Here is a 15,997-nt window from a genome sequence, read left to right on the forward strand (position 1 = left end):
ACGGGATGCATGCGCTACCCGGCTTGAGATAGCGCAATTTTTCTTACATCTGCGGAAAAGAGTTAACCCTGCAACAGGCGGATTAGCAGCGAGCCGTTATACATGGCATCTTTGACCAGCGCCGCGCCGGCCATGGTTCCCTGGTTGGAAAACTGGGTACTTTCTACCGCGATATTTTTGCTGTACGCGGGAAGTGACTGCTGCTGGATACAGGCCGTAATCGCCGGGAAGAGGATCTCCGCCGCCTGGCTCAGCGGTGAGCCAATAAGGATTTTTTGTGGATTGAAGAGGTTCACCATAATGGCCAGAATGCGGCCAACGTTATTCCCCACGCCGGTAATAATGTCCTTCGCCAGCAGATCGCCCTGGCGCGCGGCGGCGCAGAGGGAATCCACCGTTAGGGGTTGTCCGTGCAGCGAGGAGCTCATGGACTGGCTGAGCCGAACCTGCGCCAGCTCCAGCACGCTTTCCACGCTGGCAATGGTCTCCAGACAACCGTGGTTTCCGCAGTAGCAGCGCTTACCGTACGGGTCGACCTGGGTATGACCGATTTCCACCAGACTGCTGCTTCCGGCGTGGAGAAGACGACCGTCGGTAATCACGCCCGCCCCGACGTTATGGTCGATAACCACCTGAATCACGTCCCGCGCACCGCGCGACGCGCCAAACAGCGCTTCCGCCATTGTCCAGGCGCTTATGTCATGCTGAATATAGACCGGTACGCCGGTATGGTTTTTCAGCACCTCGCCCAGCGGCATCTCTTTGACATCGTCGTAAAACGGCATGCGGTGGACGATGCCATTTTCGGTATCAATAATGCCCGGCATGGTGATGGCAATCGCCGTTAAGCGTTCCAGCCGCTGCTGATGGCGGATAAAGAAGCGATCGATATGCGAGACAATCGCGTCGAGGAGCGGTTCCTCCGCATTAAGCGGCAGTTCAAGCCGGTCCTCTACCACCAGCTTGCTGCTGAGGTCGCGCAGCGCAAGGAAGATCTCGCCGCGGCTGATGCGCAGCGACAGGTAGTGCCACGCTTCCGTCTCCACCACCAGCCCGACTGCCGGACGTCCACGGCTGCCCGGCTCCTGAATTTCCGTCTCCTGAACCAGGTGCGCTTCCAGCATCTCGCGGACAATCTTGGTGATACTGGCAGGTGCCAGTTGTGCCAGGCGCGAAAGATCGATACGCGAAACCGGACCAAGCTGATCAATCAGGCGATACACCGCGCCAGCGTTGGTCTGCTTAATCTGATCGATATGCCCTGGCTGACTATCAGCAACCACCTCGTACTCCCTTATTTTCGAGCTTCGAAATAAACTGTTGGCTATGGTGAAGCACTTGTATGGCTGCCGTCAAATATTTACTTAGCCATGTGATTTACCGCACATTTTTGCCCTATTTTCACTGAAAATGCCGCCCGGCAGAGGCGCTCATTAGCTGCTGTTTGAAGCGCTGTGCGGCATGGCTCTGTTCACGGTGTTTTGACCAGACCAGCCACATTTCGGAAACGGCATCCTCTTCGGCAATGGTCACCCAGCGCATTTCGCGCAGTTGTACCCGTTTAAAGGAGGCCGGAAGAATAGACACGCCCAGCCCGGCCGCGACCAGGCCAATAATGGTCATCGCTTCCCCTACCTCCTGAGTGATGACCGGGGCAAGATCGTATCGGCGCATCAGCCCCAGGATATCGTCATACAGGCCCGTCCCGACCTGCGGGTCAAAAAAGACAAACGGCTCTTTTGCCAGCTCTGCCAGCGAAACCGCCGGACGCGACGCCAGCGGGTGATCGTGCGGGATCATAGCCATCAGCGGCTCGCGCAGGATCACCTCCCACGCCAGCGTGTCCGGCAGCTGGGTGTTACGCATCAGGCCCAAATCCAGCGAACCTTCATTCAGCGGCGCAATCTGCTCGCGGGTGTTGATTTCGCGCGTCTGAATGTGAACATCCGGAAAGTGACGACGGAATGACGACAGGGTTTCCGAGACGGCGCTGATAAACGGCGCGGAAGAGGTAAACCCGATGCGCAGCTCTCCGGCTTCGCCGAGATAGAGCCGTTCTGCACGGGCGGCGGCGTCATCGACCATGCTCAGAATTTGTCGGCTGTCGATGAGAAATTGCTTGCCCGCCGCCGTCAGGCTCACGCTGCGGTTGGTGCGGGCCAGAAGGCGCGCCCCGACCTGCTGCTCAAGGATCTGAATCTGCTGGCTTAACGGTGGCTGAGAGATATTCAGGCGTGCCGCCGCGCGGCCAAAATGCAGCTCCTCGGCGACGGCGACAAAGTAGCGAAGATGGCGCAGCTCGATATTCATATTTTTAAAGTATCATTTGAGATTATTAATATATTAGACAGAATATTTACATTTTCCTACCCTGAACAGGTGGTCATACCCGTCACCAGAAATCACGGGGATGTTTAAGCAAGGAAACTGTGTGAGCCGTACAACGACTATTGATATCGATCCGGCAAGAGATATCAATGATTTACCCGCAGCACCGCAGCCGGTCCAGTTCATTAAACGTGGTACCCCCCAATTTATGCGCGTCACGCTGGCGCTCTTTTCCGCCGGTCTGGCGACCTTCGCCCTGCTCTATTGCGTTCAGCCGATCCTGCCCGTTCTCTCCCACGAGTTTGGCGTATCGCCTGCCAGCAGCAGCGTGTCACTCTCTATATCTACCGGCATGCTGGCGATTGGCCTGCTCTTTACCGGGCCGCTGTCCGACGCCATTGGCCGTAAGCCGGTGATGGTAACCGCGCTGATGCTGGCGTCGGTCTGTACGTTACTCTCGACCATGATGACCAGCTGGCACGGTATTCTGGTGATGCGCGCGCTGATTGGGCTCTCGCTTAGCGGCGTGGCGGCGGTCGGAATGACCTACCTCAGCGAGGAGATCCACCCGAGCTTTGTTGCTTTCTCTATGGGGCTTTACATCAGCGGGAACTCGATTGGCGGAATGAGCGGACGCCTGCTGAGCGGGGTATTCACGGACTTCTTTAACTGGCGTATTGCGCTGGCGGTCATCGGGTGTTTTGCGCTGGCATCTGCCCTGATGTTCTGGAAAATTCTGCCGGAATCGCGACATTTCCGCCCGACATCGCTGCGCCCGAAAACGCTATTTATCAACTTCCGCCTGCACTGGCGTGACAAAGGGCTTCCGCGCCTGTTTCTGATCGGCTTTCTGCTGATGGGTGCCTTCGTCACGCTGTTTAACTATATTGGCTACCGCCTGATGCTCTCCCCGTGGCATCTGAATCAGGCCGTTGTCGGCTTGCTTTCTGTGGCCTATCTCACCGGCACGTGGAGTTCGCCGAAAGCCGGGGCGATGACCGCACGCTATGGCCGCGGGCCGGTACTGCTGGTCTTCACGGGCGTGATGTTACTCGGCCTGCTGCTGACGCTCTTTTCCTCGCTGTGGTTCATCTTTGCCGGCATGCTGCTCTTCTCTGCGGGGTTCTTTGCCGCGCACTCGGTCGCCAGCAGCTGGATTGGCCCGCGCGCGCGTCGCGCCAAAGGACAGGCATCGTCGCTGTATCTGTTTAGCTATTACCTGGGTTCCAGCATCGCCGGGACGCTCGGCGGCGTGTTCTGGCATCACTACGGCTGGAACGGCGTGGGCGGTTTTATCGCGCTGATGCTGTGCGCGGCGCTGCTGGTGGGGAGAAGCCTGCATCAGCGTTTGAAATAAACAAACGCTATCCCCCGCATATCAGCTAATGTACGGGGGAGCGTTTCTCATGTTAGCTAAACTTAATTCGGTATTAAGTAAAACGAATTCATTATAACCATTTTGTGCATTCAGCTCTCTTCCCTCTCTCTGTAAGCTCATCGACTTCATCGTATGAAAAGAGGGATTTTAAAATGGCCATTCCAGGCAATATGTGGTTGTTCGATGACGGTGGTGCGCTTATCAAAGGCGGTTGTGATGTGCAGCACAGGGAATACAGCATTGAGTTCAAAGGATTTCACCACAATCTTTCGACGCCGACCGATAACCTGACGGGTAAACCTAGGGTAAACGCATCCACTCCCCAATGATGATCGTAAAGGAATTCGATTACTCATCACCCTATCTCTATAAAGCGGTCGCGACAGGTCAGGCTCTGCAAAAAGCCGAACTTAAATTCTACAAGATTAATGACGCAGGTCTTGAAGCGGAGTATTTCAATATTCTTCTGGAAGGCGTGCGGATTGTTTCAGTATCACCTGCAATGGCTGCGCCGGGCGACAATAATAACAACCACCTCGAAACGGTTGAATTGCGCTATGAGAAAATTACGTGGAAACATAACAACGGCAATATCATTTTCTCTGACGCATGGAGTGAACGGGCGACAGCGTAACTGGGGTACTGGTATGGATACTACGGAAGAGATTAACGGAACCTATTTCTACAGAGGTCATTCAAACGTCACTCCGGGCGAGTTACTTGAGATCATTTTTCTTGAGGAGTTTTGTATGGAGTTGAGGATAGATGCCGTTTCAGGAGCGGCTATTTTGGGCGGACAACCGTGGCTACGTACTCGGGCAAAACCTGAAGGCGCCACCCTGGGGACAAGCGTTGTTTCAAAGTACGCGCGAATAATTTTACGGGACGCTCGTCTTCCTTTCGGGATTAAAATTCCCACTCCCGTGGGAGTCAGGATGCAGCCAACTAACAAACTCGCAGCGGTAATCGGTCGCTATATCCCCTGGCTTGGATGGGCCTCACTTGCACTGACTCTTCATCGAGTTTCAACGCGCACACAAGAGAAATACAATTTGATTGCACGACCAAAAGACCGCATAGCGTGGACATCTTTCTAATGAGCATCGTAGATGACGTGTTATTTATGTTTCGGGATGAAATTCCTGGTTATCTGGATAACGACTGGCAAGAAGTTCCTCTGGAACTGGATTCTGATTTATTCGATTCACCGGGCGATGACCTACACGATGCATTAACCCGATACGAGAAAGAGTTCAACGTCGATTTGTCTGGTGTGGATTGGTCTCGCTATTTTCCCTGGCAGAATACGCCCTTGTTAAAGCGCTGGTTCAGACTGAAGCGGGAAGAAATTGAATCAACCCGCATACCGTTGACCGTAAGAATGTTTGCAGAGTCGGCAAAAGCAGGAAAGTGGCTCTACGACTGACTAATAAGGGGCTTCGCGCCCCTTGCATCAAAAGTGCACTAATCCTCCATAATTCACGATACACTCCCTCAATACTCCCAAAACGATAAGGAAGAACAAGAATGGAAAAATCATCGGCTTATCAGGCACTCACCCGCACCTTCCAGCGTCTCTCCCGCTTCTCTCACCTCTCCTCTATCGCCAGCTGGGATATGTTCACGATGATGCCGCCGGGCGGCAGCGCCGCGCGCGGCGAAGCGCTGGCGGAGATGAGCGTCCTGCAACACCAGATCCTCACCGATAAAAAAGTCGGCGACCTGTTAGCGGCGGCGGCAGGTGAAGATTTGAATGACGTCGAACAGGCCAATCTGCGCGAAATGACGCGCCACTACCAGCAGGCTACTCTGCTGCCGGAATCGCTGGTGGAAGCGAAATCCCTGGCAGGCAGCAAGTGTGAACACGCCTGGCGTACTCAGCGCCCCGCCAACGACTGGCAGGGTTTTTCCGCCAACCTGAAAGAGGTGGTCAAACTCAGCCGCGAAGAGGCTCGCCTGCGGTCTGAAGCCAAAGGCTGTACGCCGTACGACGCGCTGCTGGACATTTTTGAACCCGACATGACCAGCGCGCGTCTGGACGTTTTGTTCGGCGATATGAAGTCCTGGCTACCGGACCTGCTGGCTAACGTGGTGGAAAAACAGGCTCAACGGTCGTTTATTCCTCCGCAAGGCCCCTTCCCGACGGCAGCACAGCGTGAGCTGGGCCTGGAAGCCATGAAGATGCTCGGCTTCGATTTTAACGGTGGTCGCCTGGACGTGAGCGCGCACCCGTTCTGCGGCGGCGTCCCGGAGGACGTGCGCATCACCACGCGCTATGACGAAGATGAGCTGCTCAGCGCGCTGTTTGGCGTGATCCACGAAACCGGACACGCCCGCTACGAACAAAACCTGCCGCGCGCGTGGGCAGGACAGCCGATTGCGCTGGCGCGCTCAACCGCGATCCATGAGTCACAGAGCCTGTTCTTTGAAATGCAGCTGGGACGCAGTGAAGCCTTCCTCAGGCATCTTCTCCCTGCGGTACACGCCCGCTTTGGCAGCCAGGCGGCGTTTAGCGAAGAGAACTTCATTGCCTGGAACCAGCGCGTGAAACCTGGCTATATCCGCGTCGATGCGGACGAAGTGAGCTACCCGGCACACGTGGTGCTGCGCTATGAGATTGAGCGCGCGCTGATCAACGGCGAGATAGAGGTGGACGATATTCCCGCCCTGTGGGATGAGAAAATGCAGGCCTGGCTCGGATTATCCACCAAAGACAACTACCGCAACGGCTGTATGCAGGATATCCACTGGACCGACGGCGGTTTTGGTTACTTCCCGTCATACACGCTTGGCGCTATGTACGCCGCGCAGCTGTTCCATGCCGCCAGAACCGCACTGCCGGGTCTGCAATCCTCCATCGCCGAAGGTGATTTTTCCGCACTCTTTGAGTGGCTGCGTCAGAACATCTGGCAGCACGGCAGCCGCTTCAGCACGTCGCAATTAATCACCCAGGCGACGGGCGAAGATCTGAATATCCGTTACTTCCGCGAACATCTGACCTCCCGTTATCTTTAATCCCTCTGCCGGAGCCTGCTCCGGCACTCTTCTCACCCTTTTCAATAAGAATATGATTTAGCACATGTTGTCATGATTGCGTCGGGTGTATGAATGCGTGTCCTTCCGACACAATGAGACTGCCATCAGGTCAGGATTAAAAAAATAAAGGGATGAATGATGAAAGGCATAATGAAAACGATGTTAGCCATTCTGTGTGCGACCAGTTTAAGTACTTTCGCAGCCACGGATAATACCCCGCAAGACGCGTTCAACGATATTACCCGCTCTCTTGCAGACCTCCAGCCCATCACGTTTCAGGCTCCTGCAGAAAAATATAAGCTGCTGGTGTTTATTGATAATCAGTGCATTTACTGCAGCAACGTAGTGAAAAACGTTAAGCAATATACGGATGCCGGTTTGACGATGTCGTTTCTGACCGTTGCGCCCAACGCCATTCGCGACTCGGTAATTGAAGATATGGGGCGCGTCTGGTGTTCAACCGATAAGGTCAAAAGCCTGCAACAAGCGATGGCGGGATTTTTACCGGATAACGACACCACCACAGCCTGCTCCGATCTGATCGCGCGGCAATCTGCCCTGGCAGAACGTTTGGGCATTAGCATCACCCCGGTAATGGTGGTGATCGAGCCTGAATCACGGACGATTATAGGCAGTCAGTCTCCGGCGGCTATTCTGGCCACACTGAACAAATAACAGAGGCCCGTACGAGCAGCGGCGTTTGGCCTGTTCGTACACTTTCCTCCCCTCTGTACATTCCGTTACACGCCGATACCAATCACTCACGGAAACCTCGAATTTACAGGGATATAGTTATTTCAACGGCCCCGCAGTGGGGTTAAATGAAAAACCAAATTCGAGGGTATGAGAATGAATAAAGTATTAGCTCTGGTTGTTGCCGCTGCTATGGGTCTGTCTTCTGCTGCATTTGCTGCTGACACTACCGCAACTGCTGCACCGGCTGCCGCGCCTGCTGCAACCACCACCGCTGCGCCAGCAAAAGCGGTTCACCATAAGAAACATCACAAAGCTGCAGCGAAAAAAGAAGCCGCTGCACCAGCAACCGCAGCACCAACCGAGCAGAAAGCTCAGGCTGCCAAAAAGCACCACAAAAAAGCCGCTAAACCAGCTGTAGAGCAGAAAGCGCAGGCCGCTAAAAAGCACCACAAAAAAGCAACCAAACCAGCTGTAGAACAGAAAGCGCAGGCTGCTAAAAAGCACCACAAAAAAGCTACCAAACCGGCTGTAGAACAGAAAGCGCAGGCTGCTAAAAAGCATCACAAAAAAGCAGTAAAACACGAAGCTGCTAAACCAGCTGCACAGCCAGCTGCGTAAGAGTACAAGCTTAACCGTGCCCTTCGGGGCACGTTGGTAAACCGGCGCTGAACCGGAACAGGTTCCGCGCCGTTTTTTTATTTCCGGAGGGCGTATGCTGCGACGCTATCGGTTTGAGCTGATTCTGATCCTGCTTATTTTATGCGCGCTCATCGCCAGCCATTTTTATCTTTCCTGATTGTAGCACGCTGATTTTACTCCCACTTTAGCGCTGTCCCGTCTATAGTATTTTCATAGGGTTCACTTTTAATAATCATAATTACCCCCACCAGAGTGTGATATGCGTAAATCTGTTGTGTTGTTACTGGGAACGTTTGGTCTTTTTTCTGGATTCTCACATGCGGATGATGGCGGTGATGACACCATTAGCGCAAAAGAGCTAAAGACGCTTTTTTTCGGTCATGACGATCGTACGCGCGTCGCCGATCCCACCCAGGCGCCCTGGGATGCTATAGGTCAACTGGAAACCGCCAGCGGTAACTTGTGCACCGCGACGCTGATCACCCCACAGCTTGCCCTGACGGCAGGCCACTGCTTGTTAACGCCGCCAAACGGCAAGCCGGATAAAGCGGTTGCCTTGCGGTTTGTGTCGCAAAAAGGGACCTGGCGCTATGAAATCCACGGCATTGAGGGACGGGTTGATCCGTCTCTCGGCAAACGCCTGAAGCCGGATGGCGACGGCTGGATCGTGCCGCCGGGGGCCGCCTCATGGGATTTTGGCCTGATCGTTTTACGCTACCCGCCTTCGGGCATTACGCCGCTGCCGTTATTTGACGGCGACAAGGCCGCACTCACCGCCGCGCTGAAAGCCGCCGACCGAAAGGTGACGCAGTCAGGCTATCCTGTCGATCATCTGGATACGCTTTATACGCATACCGACTGTATTGTGACGGGCTGGGCGCAAACCAGCGTACTCTCGCACCAATGCGATACGTTGCCGGGCGACAGTGGTTCACCGCTGATGCTGAAGACAGATAACGGCTGGCAGTTGATCGGTGTGCAGAGCTCTGCACCGGCGGCGAAAGATCGCTGGCGCGCAGATAACCGGGCCTTGTCCGTGACAGGCTTTCGCGACAAGCTGGAAGCGCTGGCGCAGCAGTAAATCAGCAGCGTCTGACCTTACGTAACGCTCTTATTGACTCAATCGGCATCGGCTGGCTGAACCAAAAACCCTGCAGTTGATCGCAGCCAGCCAGCCGCAGCAGTTTCATCTGCTTCTCGGTTTCCACCCCTTCTGCCACCACCGCCATGCCCAGCGCATTGGCGATCCGCACCGTGCCGCTTACCAGCGCGGCCGCCTGCTCATCGTGGTCCACCAGCCCGGCCAGGGATTTATCGATCTTGATGGTGTCGAAGTTAAAACGCCGCAAATAGCCAATGCTGGAATAGCCGGTGCCAAAGTCATCCAGCGCCACCGCCGTACCCAGCGCTTTAAGATTGGCTATCGCCATGCGGGCACGCTCCGGGTTTTCCAGTACATACGACTCCGTAACCTCAAGCTGCAGTCGGTGGGCCGGGAAACGGGTGGTCTCCAGCACGCTGGCCACTTTTTCTTCGAATGCAGGATCGCGAAATTGCGCGGGGGAGATATTCACGGAGAGCTTTAAGTCGCCGTAAGGCTGCAGATCCTGGCAGGCCCGCTGCAACACAAACTGGCCCAGCTTGTAAATCAGACCGCTGGTCTCCGCAATGGTGATAAAAATATCCGGCCCAAGCGGCCCCTCCGGGCGACGCGGCCAGCGGACCAGCGCCTCGACGCTGCTCATTGTCTGGCTGTGGGCGTCAATAATCGGCTGATACCAGACATCAAACTCATCGCGTTCAAGACCGTCACGAATTTGATTTTCAATCGCCAGCTTGCGTTCCCGGACGCTGTTGAGCTCCGCGTCATAGTGGCTGATACGCCCTTTCCCGCTCAATTTAGCGTGATACATGGCAATATCAGCGCGGCGAAACAGTTCTGAGCTGGTGCATTCAATCAGAGTTCCGCTGGCGATACCAATGCTGGCCCCGATATGGATGGTGCGTTCCCCCAGTTGAACCGGGGTGGTGAAAAAATCCAGCACCGAAGCGGCAAAGGCGGTGGCCTGCCCCTCTGCATCATCTCCGCCGATGGTCATGGCAAACTCATCCCCGCCCATGCGCGCGAGCATTCCACCCGTCGGCACGCGTTCACTCAGCGTTTTCGCTATCGCCACGATGAGATCGTCTCCCACGCTGTGGCCGTAGATGTCATTCACATCTTTAAAACCGTCCAGATCGATAAACACCACGCTTTTGACGTCGATATCACCGCGTAAACTCACGTGGTCCAGCGCTTCGATGAGCGCACGCCGGTTTGGCAGATGGCTTAGCCAGTCCGTTCTTGCGACCAGACGCGCCTGGCTTTCACCGCGCGCGAGTTTGTACAGCCCCACGCTGCTCACCAGAATGAAAAGCAGGATCAGCCCCGAGGCCAGCACCACAATCTGCCTGATATCAGAGGATGCCGCCCGGGCGGCCTGTGCGCCTGGAAGCCGCGCCTGCCAGTTCAGATATCCGACTAACTCCCCCGCCGCGCTGTGCAGCGGCATGCTGCGATCGTCGATTTTTTCGGGGGTATAGTTGAGGCGATCGATCTGAAAGGTCGCCCCCAGGTCGGATAATATTCTGGCGTTCAGATGACGGGTAATCACCAGATAGCGGCGCGTTCCGTCGGTAACCTGTAATCTTCCGACCATCGGGCGAATCAACCCAATACCCACAAAGGCGACGCCGCTTCGCGTTTTGCTGATCCCGGCATAGATATTTTTTTCACCCACGAGCGCTCGCCCGTGCTGGTCGATAAGCGCTTTGAGCCCCTTGCCAAAGAAGTCGAGGTTTTTTTCGTTAAAGGGACGGCTTTGAAAGGATCCCCAGAGGACGTTGAAATGTTCATCCAGCACGAAGGTGCCGTCGTAGAGGTTGTTGATTTTAAAACCGGCGCCCCAGGTGTTGTACAGCCAGTCGGTATCGAGCGCAGGACGGTAGACCTCCCGCACCGCATCGTCCCAGACGGCGTTATCCAGCACCAGAGAGGAGACGCGGTTAACCGATGTCTGAATGGCCCCCTGCACGGAAAGCGCCGTGCGGTGTTCATCAATTTCATTGGTTTTGGTGCTGATAAGATGCAGGGAAAGATAGAGCAGTGCGATGATGGAGATGATTAAGCCGATGCCCGCCATAAAGACCATGGCAAACAACGTTCTCGCATTGGGAATATTGCGCCAGCTTAATGTGCGATACATCAGCCATCCTCTTCATGTTTTGCTTTTCTAAGCGTAATACAGGCAGCGAATTTCGCTGCCTGTAAATCATGGCGAGAGGTCTGTCAGGCGAGTTTTATCATGATCATGCCGGCAAGCAGCAAGATGAGTCCCATCCAGCCCTTGTTGTTTAAGCGCTGGCCGAAGAGTACCCAGCCTGCGGCCAGGGTAGCGGCGATACCAAAACCGCCCCACAGCGCATAGGCCACCGAAAGATCGATCCCTTTTACCGCCTGAGACAGCGCACTGAACGCTCCCAGAACCGCGGCAATCGACATCAGGCCATAGAGTTTACGGCGAAAACCATCGGAGAATTTCAGCAGAACGTTAGCCAGAATTTCCAGCACGATGGCGAACCCCAGCCAGGCCGCATGAACCCATTCAAACTGTTGCATGGTTCTGCTCCTTCGGCTGTTTGCCAGGCTTTCGGGTACCGGATTTAATCAGCACAATACCCGCGACCAGCGTCGTTAATCCGGCGACCTTCATTGTTGTTAATGTTTCGTCAAATATCAGCACGCTGAACAGCGTAATCAACAAAATACCGATCCCTTCCCACAGTGCATACGCCACGCCCAGCGCAATTTTTTTCACCGCAAACGAGAGGAAAATATAAGAAAGCGAAATCATCACCAGCATCAAAATAAAACCGGTGTTGCCATCGCTGACGCTTGCCCATTTCATAGACAGCGTGCCGGTAATTTCAGCGATGATAGCCAGCGCTAATAGGATCCAGTAAAACATGTTTTTCTCCTGCTTGAGAATATAATCCATCGTGGCCCGCTGCGTGCAGCAAACCAAAAAATACGAATTGAAATCAGACAGCTAAGCGCTTAGCGCCAGCTCAGGCAGAAGAAGTGACTATAGTGCGGTGCGCCAGTGTTGCTCACCAGAAAGCAGGCAGAAAGAAGTGGAGTAGACAGCGGTATTGTTTGAAGAGTACGTCCTGAACATATTGTCCATAAAATTACAATTATCCGCGTTGTTGCTTCTCGTCTTTGCGGATGAAAATTGTCCTCGGTAGTTAAACACACCAGATTTGTACCATAAGCCAGGATTTTACTCAAAGTCTTTGCAATTCTTTACCCATACCGTTTGATTTTGGTTAGTTTATTGCAACGCCTTTCACCTTTATTATAAATATAAAGAAAAATTCGGAGTCACCATGGCTAAACCCATTATTACCCTGAACGGGTTAAAAATTGTCATCATGCTGGGCATGCTGGTGATCATACTGACGGGCGTTCGTTTTGCCGCCGACATTATTGTGCCCTTTATTCTGGCCCTGTTTGTTGCGGTGATCCTTAACCCGCTGGTGCAGCGCATGACGCGGCTACGCATCCCGCGCGTGCTGGCGATTACGCTGCTTATCAGCATCATCATTGTGGCGATGGTCTTGCTGGTGGCGTATCTGGGGACCTCGCTCAATGAACTGGCGCGAACGCTGCCGAAGTACCGTTCTTCGCTGGCGATACCGCTACTTCAGCTGGAACCCTGGCTGCAGCGCGCGGGTATCGAAGTCTCGGTTGAGGAACTCCTGAAATATATCGACCCCAACGCGGCCATGACGATCGTCACCAGCCTGCTGGCTCAGCTTTCCAATGCCATGACCTCCATTTTCCTGCTGTTTTTAACGGTGGTGTTCATGCTTCTGGAGGTGCCGCAGCTGCCCGCAAAGCTGCAGCAGATGATGGTCCGTCCGGTTGAGGGAATGGGAGCGATTCAACGCGCGCTGGACAGCGTCTCCCGCTATCTGGTGCTGAAAACGGCGATTAGCCTGGTCACGGGCGGTGTCGTCTGGGCGATGCTTCTGGCGCTGGACGTTCGCTTTGCGTTTGTCTGGGGGTTACTGGCGTTTGCGCTTAACTACATTCCCAACATCGGCTCCGTGCTGGCGGCAATCCCCCCTATCCTTCAGGTGCTGGTTTTCAGCGGGCTTTATGACGCGCTGATCCTGCTGGCCGGATACCTGGTCATCAACCTGGTGTTCGGTAACATTCTTGAGCCACGCATGATGGGACGAGGGCTGGGCCTTTCTACGCTGGTGGTCTTTTTATCCCTGATATTCTGGGGTTGGCTGCTCGGCCCCGTTGGCATGCTACTTTCCGTTCCGCTGACCATTATCGTCAAGATTGGCCTGGAACAGACGGCGGGCGGGCAAACCATCGCCGTGCTGCTGAGCGATATGAGCCATAAGTAGCACGAGGCTGAGCAACCCCACTGTTCAGTTAATCGCGCCAGCCCATTGCTGGCGCCACATGCTTGAGGATCGACTCAATAACATGCGCGTTGTAGTCCACGCCAAGCTGGTTCGGCACGGTCAGCAAGAGCGTATCGGCTTCGGCAATCGCCTCGTCCTTTTTCAGCTGTTCAATCAGCTTGTCCGGCTCCGCCGCATAGCTGCGCCCGAAGATCGCGCGCGTTTTCTCATCAAGGTAGCCCACGCTATCGCTGTCGTTGCGGCTGGCACCGAAATACATCCGGTCGCGGTCGTCCATTAGCGCAAAAATGCTGCGGCTGACCGACACCCGCGGCTGGCGCGTATGCCCCGCTTCTTTCCAGGCCTGACGGTACGCGCGGATCTGTTTTGCCTGCTGAATATGGAACGGCTCGCCGGTTTCATCGTCCTTCAGGGTTGAGCTTTGCAGGTTCATGCCCAGCGTTGCGGCCCATACGGCCGTCGCATTGGAACCGGCCCCCCACCATATGCGCTCGCGCAGCCCTTCAGAATACGGCTCCAGGCGCAGCAGCCCCGGCGGATTCGGGAACATCGGCTGTGGATTCGGTTTGGCAAAGCCTTCACCGCGCAGCACCTCAAGCAGCACTTCGGTATGACGGCGCGCCATATCCGATTCGTTTTCCCCTTCCTGCGGGACATAGCCGAAATGACGCCAGCCATCAATGACCTGCTCCGGCGAGCCGCGGCTGATGCCAAGCTGCAAACGACCGCCGGAAATCAGATCCGCCGCGCCCGCGTCTTCGGCCATGTACATCGGATTTTCATAGCGCATATCAATTACGCCGGTACCGATTTCGATGGTTTTCGTTTTTGCGCCAATGGCCGCCAGCAGAGGGAACGGCGAGCTCAGCTGTCGGGCAAAGTGGTGCACGCGGAAATAGGCGCCGTCTGCCCCCAGCTCTTCAGCCGCCACGGCTAAATCAATGGACTGCAGCAGCGTGTCTGCCGCCGAGCGCGTGCCGGACTGCGGTGAAGGCGTCCAGTGACCAAAGGATAAAAACCCGATCTTTTTCATAACCATGTGTCCTGATAATGCATTGCGTTCTGTCCACTTTACGCATTACCCGGTAAGAATAAATGCCGTTTATTTAACGGAAAGCATCAAATAAATTGACTGAGTAGTGTGGTTCGTCATTCCGCTCCATAATACGATATAATCTCCCCCTCTCTTTTCCTGGCAGGTAAAACCGGCAATGGCTTTGATCCCCAAAAACTACGCGCGGCTGGAAAGCGGCTATCGCGAAAAAGCATTAAAAATCTATCCATGGGTGTGTGGACGCTGCTCGCGCGAATTTGTCTATTCCAACCTGCGTGAACTCACGGTTCACCATATCGATCATGACCATACCAACAACCCGGAAGACGGCAGCAACTGGGAGCTGCTGTGCCTGTTTTGCCACGATCATGAACACTCGAAATACACCGAAGCGGATCAGTACGGCACCACCGTGGTGGCCGGGGAAGACGCGCAAAAAGACGTGGGCGTCGCCACGTTTAACCCCTTTGCCGATTTAAAAGCGATGATGGATAAGAAGAAATAATCCTCTCGTCCCCTCGTGCTCCGCGATTTTAAAATGTCCAGGTGATAGCGGCGGTTGCAGCCCCCTCATTGCGCCGCATCACGATCGGGCTGTTATTCGCACGATCGCCAAGCCAGGTATAGTCCGCGCTCAGAACCGTTCCCCAGTGGGCATCGAACTGATGGCTCCAGGTCAGGCTGGTGTCGACGCCATAGAATCCACCCGGCGCAGCATAGCGGTGATAGCCGCTGCGGCGGCTCTGCTGCTCGCTGACCCCATACCAGGTATTCAGATAACGGCTGTCGCCAAACAGGGCCGCAGACTGAAAGGCGACCGTGTCCTGATTATTTTGTACCGGGATCAGCGTCACGGAGGCCTGATAGCTTGCCCCCTGGCTGTCCGTTAACGGCAGCGTCGCTTTGCCTTCCATACTCAGCCATGGCGCGGCCTGCCAGCCGACGGCAAGGCCGGTATTCAGGGTGGCATCAATGTCCCCCATCCCTTTCAGATTGTTTGCGCCCTCACGCCAGCCAGAATTTTTCTCAGCCCTTCCGAAGTCGTAGCCCAGCGTGTGTTCGAAATACCAGCCGCTGTCGTTTTGCAGGTCATATCCCGCCCCTTTTTGCGCTTCAATAAAGAAAGCGCCTTTACGGCCCTGCAGCACCGGAACCACCTGCCACACCTGCTTGTCTGAGCCTGAGTAACGTGGGGCATACTGCCCCCCAAGCCCGACGGTGAGGGAATCGGACGCGGCGCCATCATCCGCCTGCGCGCCAGAACTCACGGCCATCAGAAGCGGGACGGACATATACAGGACTTTTTTTATCGCTATCATACTGCTCTCCATACGGACGCTGGCGCCTCCTGATACGGGGGCGGCCACACAATGTGGGCGCAG

17 protein-coding genes and 1 pseudogene are annotated in these 15,997 nt (G+C 55.0%); 10 read left to right on the plus strand and 8 right to left on the minus strand.

Translation table 11 applies throughout. The annotated features are described in order from the left end of the window. Positions 1-62: 62 nt before the first annotated feature. Both mlc and ACOTZB_RS02775 read right to left on the minus strand, forming a co-directional pair. Positions 63-1,283 (minus strand): sugar metabolism global transcriptional regulator Mlc, encoded by a 1,221-nt coding sequence (gene mlc, locus ACOTZB_RS02770; RefSeq protein WP_045401244.1) that lies wholly within the window; start codon positions 1,281-1,283, stop codon positions 63-65. A gap of 118 nt (positions 1,284-1,401) precedes the next feature. Then, positions 1,402-2,310, minus strand: a complete 909-nt coding sequence (locus tag ACOTZB_RS02775) for a LysR family transcriptional regulator (RefSeq protein ID WP_047651333.1) — start codon at positions 2,308-2,310, stop codon at positions 1,402-1,404. A 121-nt stretch (positions 2,311-2,431) separates the two neighbouring features. On the opposite strand from ACOTZB_RS02775, the gene ACOTZB_RS02780 reads away from it, so the two are divergent. The 8 genes and pseudogenes from ACOTZB_RS02780 to ACOTZB_RS02815 all read left to right on the plus strand — a co-directional run bounded on the left by ACOTZB_RS02780 (position 2,432) and on the right by ACOTZB_RS02815 (position 9,158). Then, positions 2,432-3,685, plus strand: coding sequence for an MFS transporter (locus tag ACOTZB_RS02780; RefSeq protein ID WP_421626455.1), 1,254 nt, complete (start codon positions 2,432-2,434; stop codon positions 3,683-3,685). Positions 3,686-3,858: 173 nt separating this feature from the next. Beyond that, positions 3,859-4,340 (plus strand): annotated as a pseudogene (locus ACOTZB_RS02785) (Hcp family type VI secretion system effector). 13 nt (positions 4,341-4,353) lie between these two features. Next, the gene (locus tag ACOTZB_RS02790; protein ID WP_193804466.1) at positions 4,354-4,803 is read left to right on the plus strand and encodes an STM2901 family protein; all 450 of its coding nucleotides are present in this window, start codon (positions 4,354-4,356) and stop codon (positions 4,801-4,803) included. After that, on the plus strand, positions 4,803-5,132 hold the full coding sequence (locus ACOTZB_RS02795) for a DUF1493 family protein (protein WP_126328406.1): 330 nt from the start codon (positions 4,803-4,805) through the stop codon (positions 5,130-5,132). Before ACOTZB_RS02790 ends, ACOTZB_RS02795 begins: the two co-directional genes overlap by 1 nt. Before the next feature lie 101 nt (positions 5,133-5,233). Continuing rightward, positions 5,234-6,721 (plus strand): carboxypeptidase M32, encoded by a 1,488-nt coding sequence (locus tag ACOTZB_RS02800; RefSeq protein ID WP_421626456.1) that lies wholly within the window; start codon positions 5,234-5,236, stop codon positions 6,719-6,721. Positions 6,722-6,892: 171 nt separating this feature from the next. Further along, a complete protein-coding gene (locus ACOTZB_RS02805; protein ID WP_226855153.1) occupies positions 6,893-7,417 on the plus strand; it encodes a thioredoxin fold domain-containing protein in 525 nt (174 codons plus the stop codon). A 174-nt stretch (positions 7,418-7,591) separates the two neighbouring features. After that, complete coding sequence (gene asr, locus ACOTZB_RS02810) at positions 7,592-8,056, plus strand: acid resistance repetitive basic protein Asr (RefSeq protein WP_032657610.1); 465 nt, start codon at positions 7,592-7,594, stop codon at positions 8,054-8,056. Positions 8,057-8,336: 280 nt separating this feature from the next. After that, positions 8,337-9,158 carry a trypsin-like serine peptidase gene (locus tag ACOTZB_RS02815; RefSeq protein WP_421626457.1) on the plus strand — a complete coding sequence of 274 codons (822 nt, stop codon included), beginning with the start codon at positions 8,337-8,339 and terminating at the stop codon, positions 9,156-9,158. A 1-nt stretch (position 9,159) separates the two neighbouring features. On the opposite strand, the gene ACOTZB_RS02820 is transcribed toward ACOTZB_RS02815, so the two are convergent. The 4 genes from ACOTZB_RS02820 to ACOTZB_RS02835 form a co-directional block, all read right to left on the minus strand. Next, positions 9,160-11,322, minus strand: coding sequence for a bifunctional diguanylate cyclase/phosphodiesterase (locus ACOTZB_RS02820; protein ID WP_193804471.1), 2,163 nt, complete (start codon positions 11,320-11,322; stop codon positions 9,160-9,162). Positions 11,323-11,405: 83 nt separating this feature from the next. After that, the gene (gene mdtI, locus ACOTZB_RS02825; protein ID WP_008502462.1) at positions 11,406-11,735 is read right to left on the minus strand and encodes a multidrug/spermidine efflux SMR transporter subunit MdtI; all 330 of its coding nucleotides are present in this window, start codon (positions 11,733-11,735) and stop codon (positions 11,406-11,408) included. Beyond that, on the minus strand, positions 11,722-12,084 hold the full coding sequence (mdtJ, locus tag ACOTZB_RS02830) for a multidrug/spermidine efflux SMR transporter subunit MdtJ (protein ID WP_421626458.1): 363 nt from the start codon (positions 12,082-12,084) through the stop codon (positions 11,722-11,724). Before mdtJ ends, mdtI begins: the two co-directional genes overlap by 14 nt. A gap of 117 nt (positions 12,085-12,201) precedes the next feature. Then, the gene (locus ACOTZB_RS02835) at positions 12,202-12,372 is read right to left on the minus strand and encodes a hypothetical protein (RefSeq protein ID WP_085930315.1); all 171 of its coding nucleotides are present in this window, start codon (positions 12,370-12,372) and stop codon (positions 12,202-12,204) included. A gap of 133 nt (positions 12,373-12,505) precedes the next feature. Between ACOTZB_RS02835 and ACOTZB_RS02840 the strand changes: the two genes are divergently transcribed. Continuing rightward, positions 12,506-13,540 carry an AI-2E family transporter gene (locus ACOTZB_RS02840; protein ID WP_047651326.1) on the plus strand — a complete coding sequence of 345 codons (1,035 nt, stop codon included), beginning with the start codon at positions 12,506-12,508 and terminating at the stop codon, positions 13,538-13,540. Between the two features lie 28 nt (positions 13,541-13,568). On the opposite strand, the gene ACOTZB_RS02845 is transcribed toward ACOTZB_RS02840, so the two are convergent. Next, complete coding sequence (locus ACOTZB_RS02845) at positions 13,569-14,594, minus strand: LLM class flavin-dependent oxidoreductase (protein ID WP_193804472.1); 1,026 nt, start codon at positions 14,592-14,594, stop codon at positions 13,569-13,571. 178 nt (positions 14,595-14,772) lie between these two features. Here ACOTZB_RS02845 and yajD point away from each other — a divergent pair, with 178 nt between their 5' ends. Continuing rightward, the gene (gene yajD, locus ACOTZB_RS02850; RefSeq protein WP_003857471.1) at positions 14,773-15,120 is read left to right on the plus strand and encodes an HNH nuclease YajD; all 348 of its coding nucleotides are present in this window, start codon (positions 14,773-14,775) and stop codon (positions 15,118-15,120) included. Positions 15,121-15,148: 28 nt separating this feature from the next. Here the strand turns inward: yajD and ACOTZB_RS02855 are convergent, their stop codons facing one another. Continuing rightward, the gene (locus tag ACOTZB_RS02855) at positions 15,149-15,934 is read right to left on the minus strand and encodes a MipA/OmpV family protein (RefSeq protein ID WP_421626459.1); all 786 of its coding nucleotides are present in this window, start codon (positions 15,932-15,934) and stop codon (positions 15,149-15,151) included. Positions 15,935-15,997: the final 63 nt, after the last annotated feature.

The sequence above is a fragment of the Enterobacter cloacae complex sp. SHL020 genome (genome assembly GCF_049236945.1).
In the GTDB taxonomy this organism is placed as follows: domain Bacteria; phylum Pseudomonadota; class Gammaproteobacteria; order Enterobacterales; family Enterobacteriaceae; genus Enterobacter; species Enterobacter dykesii.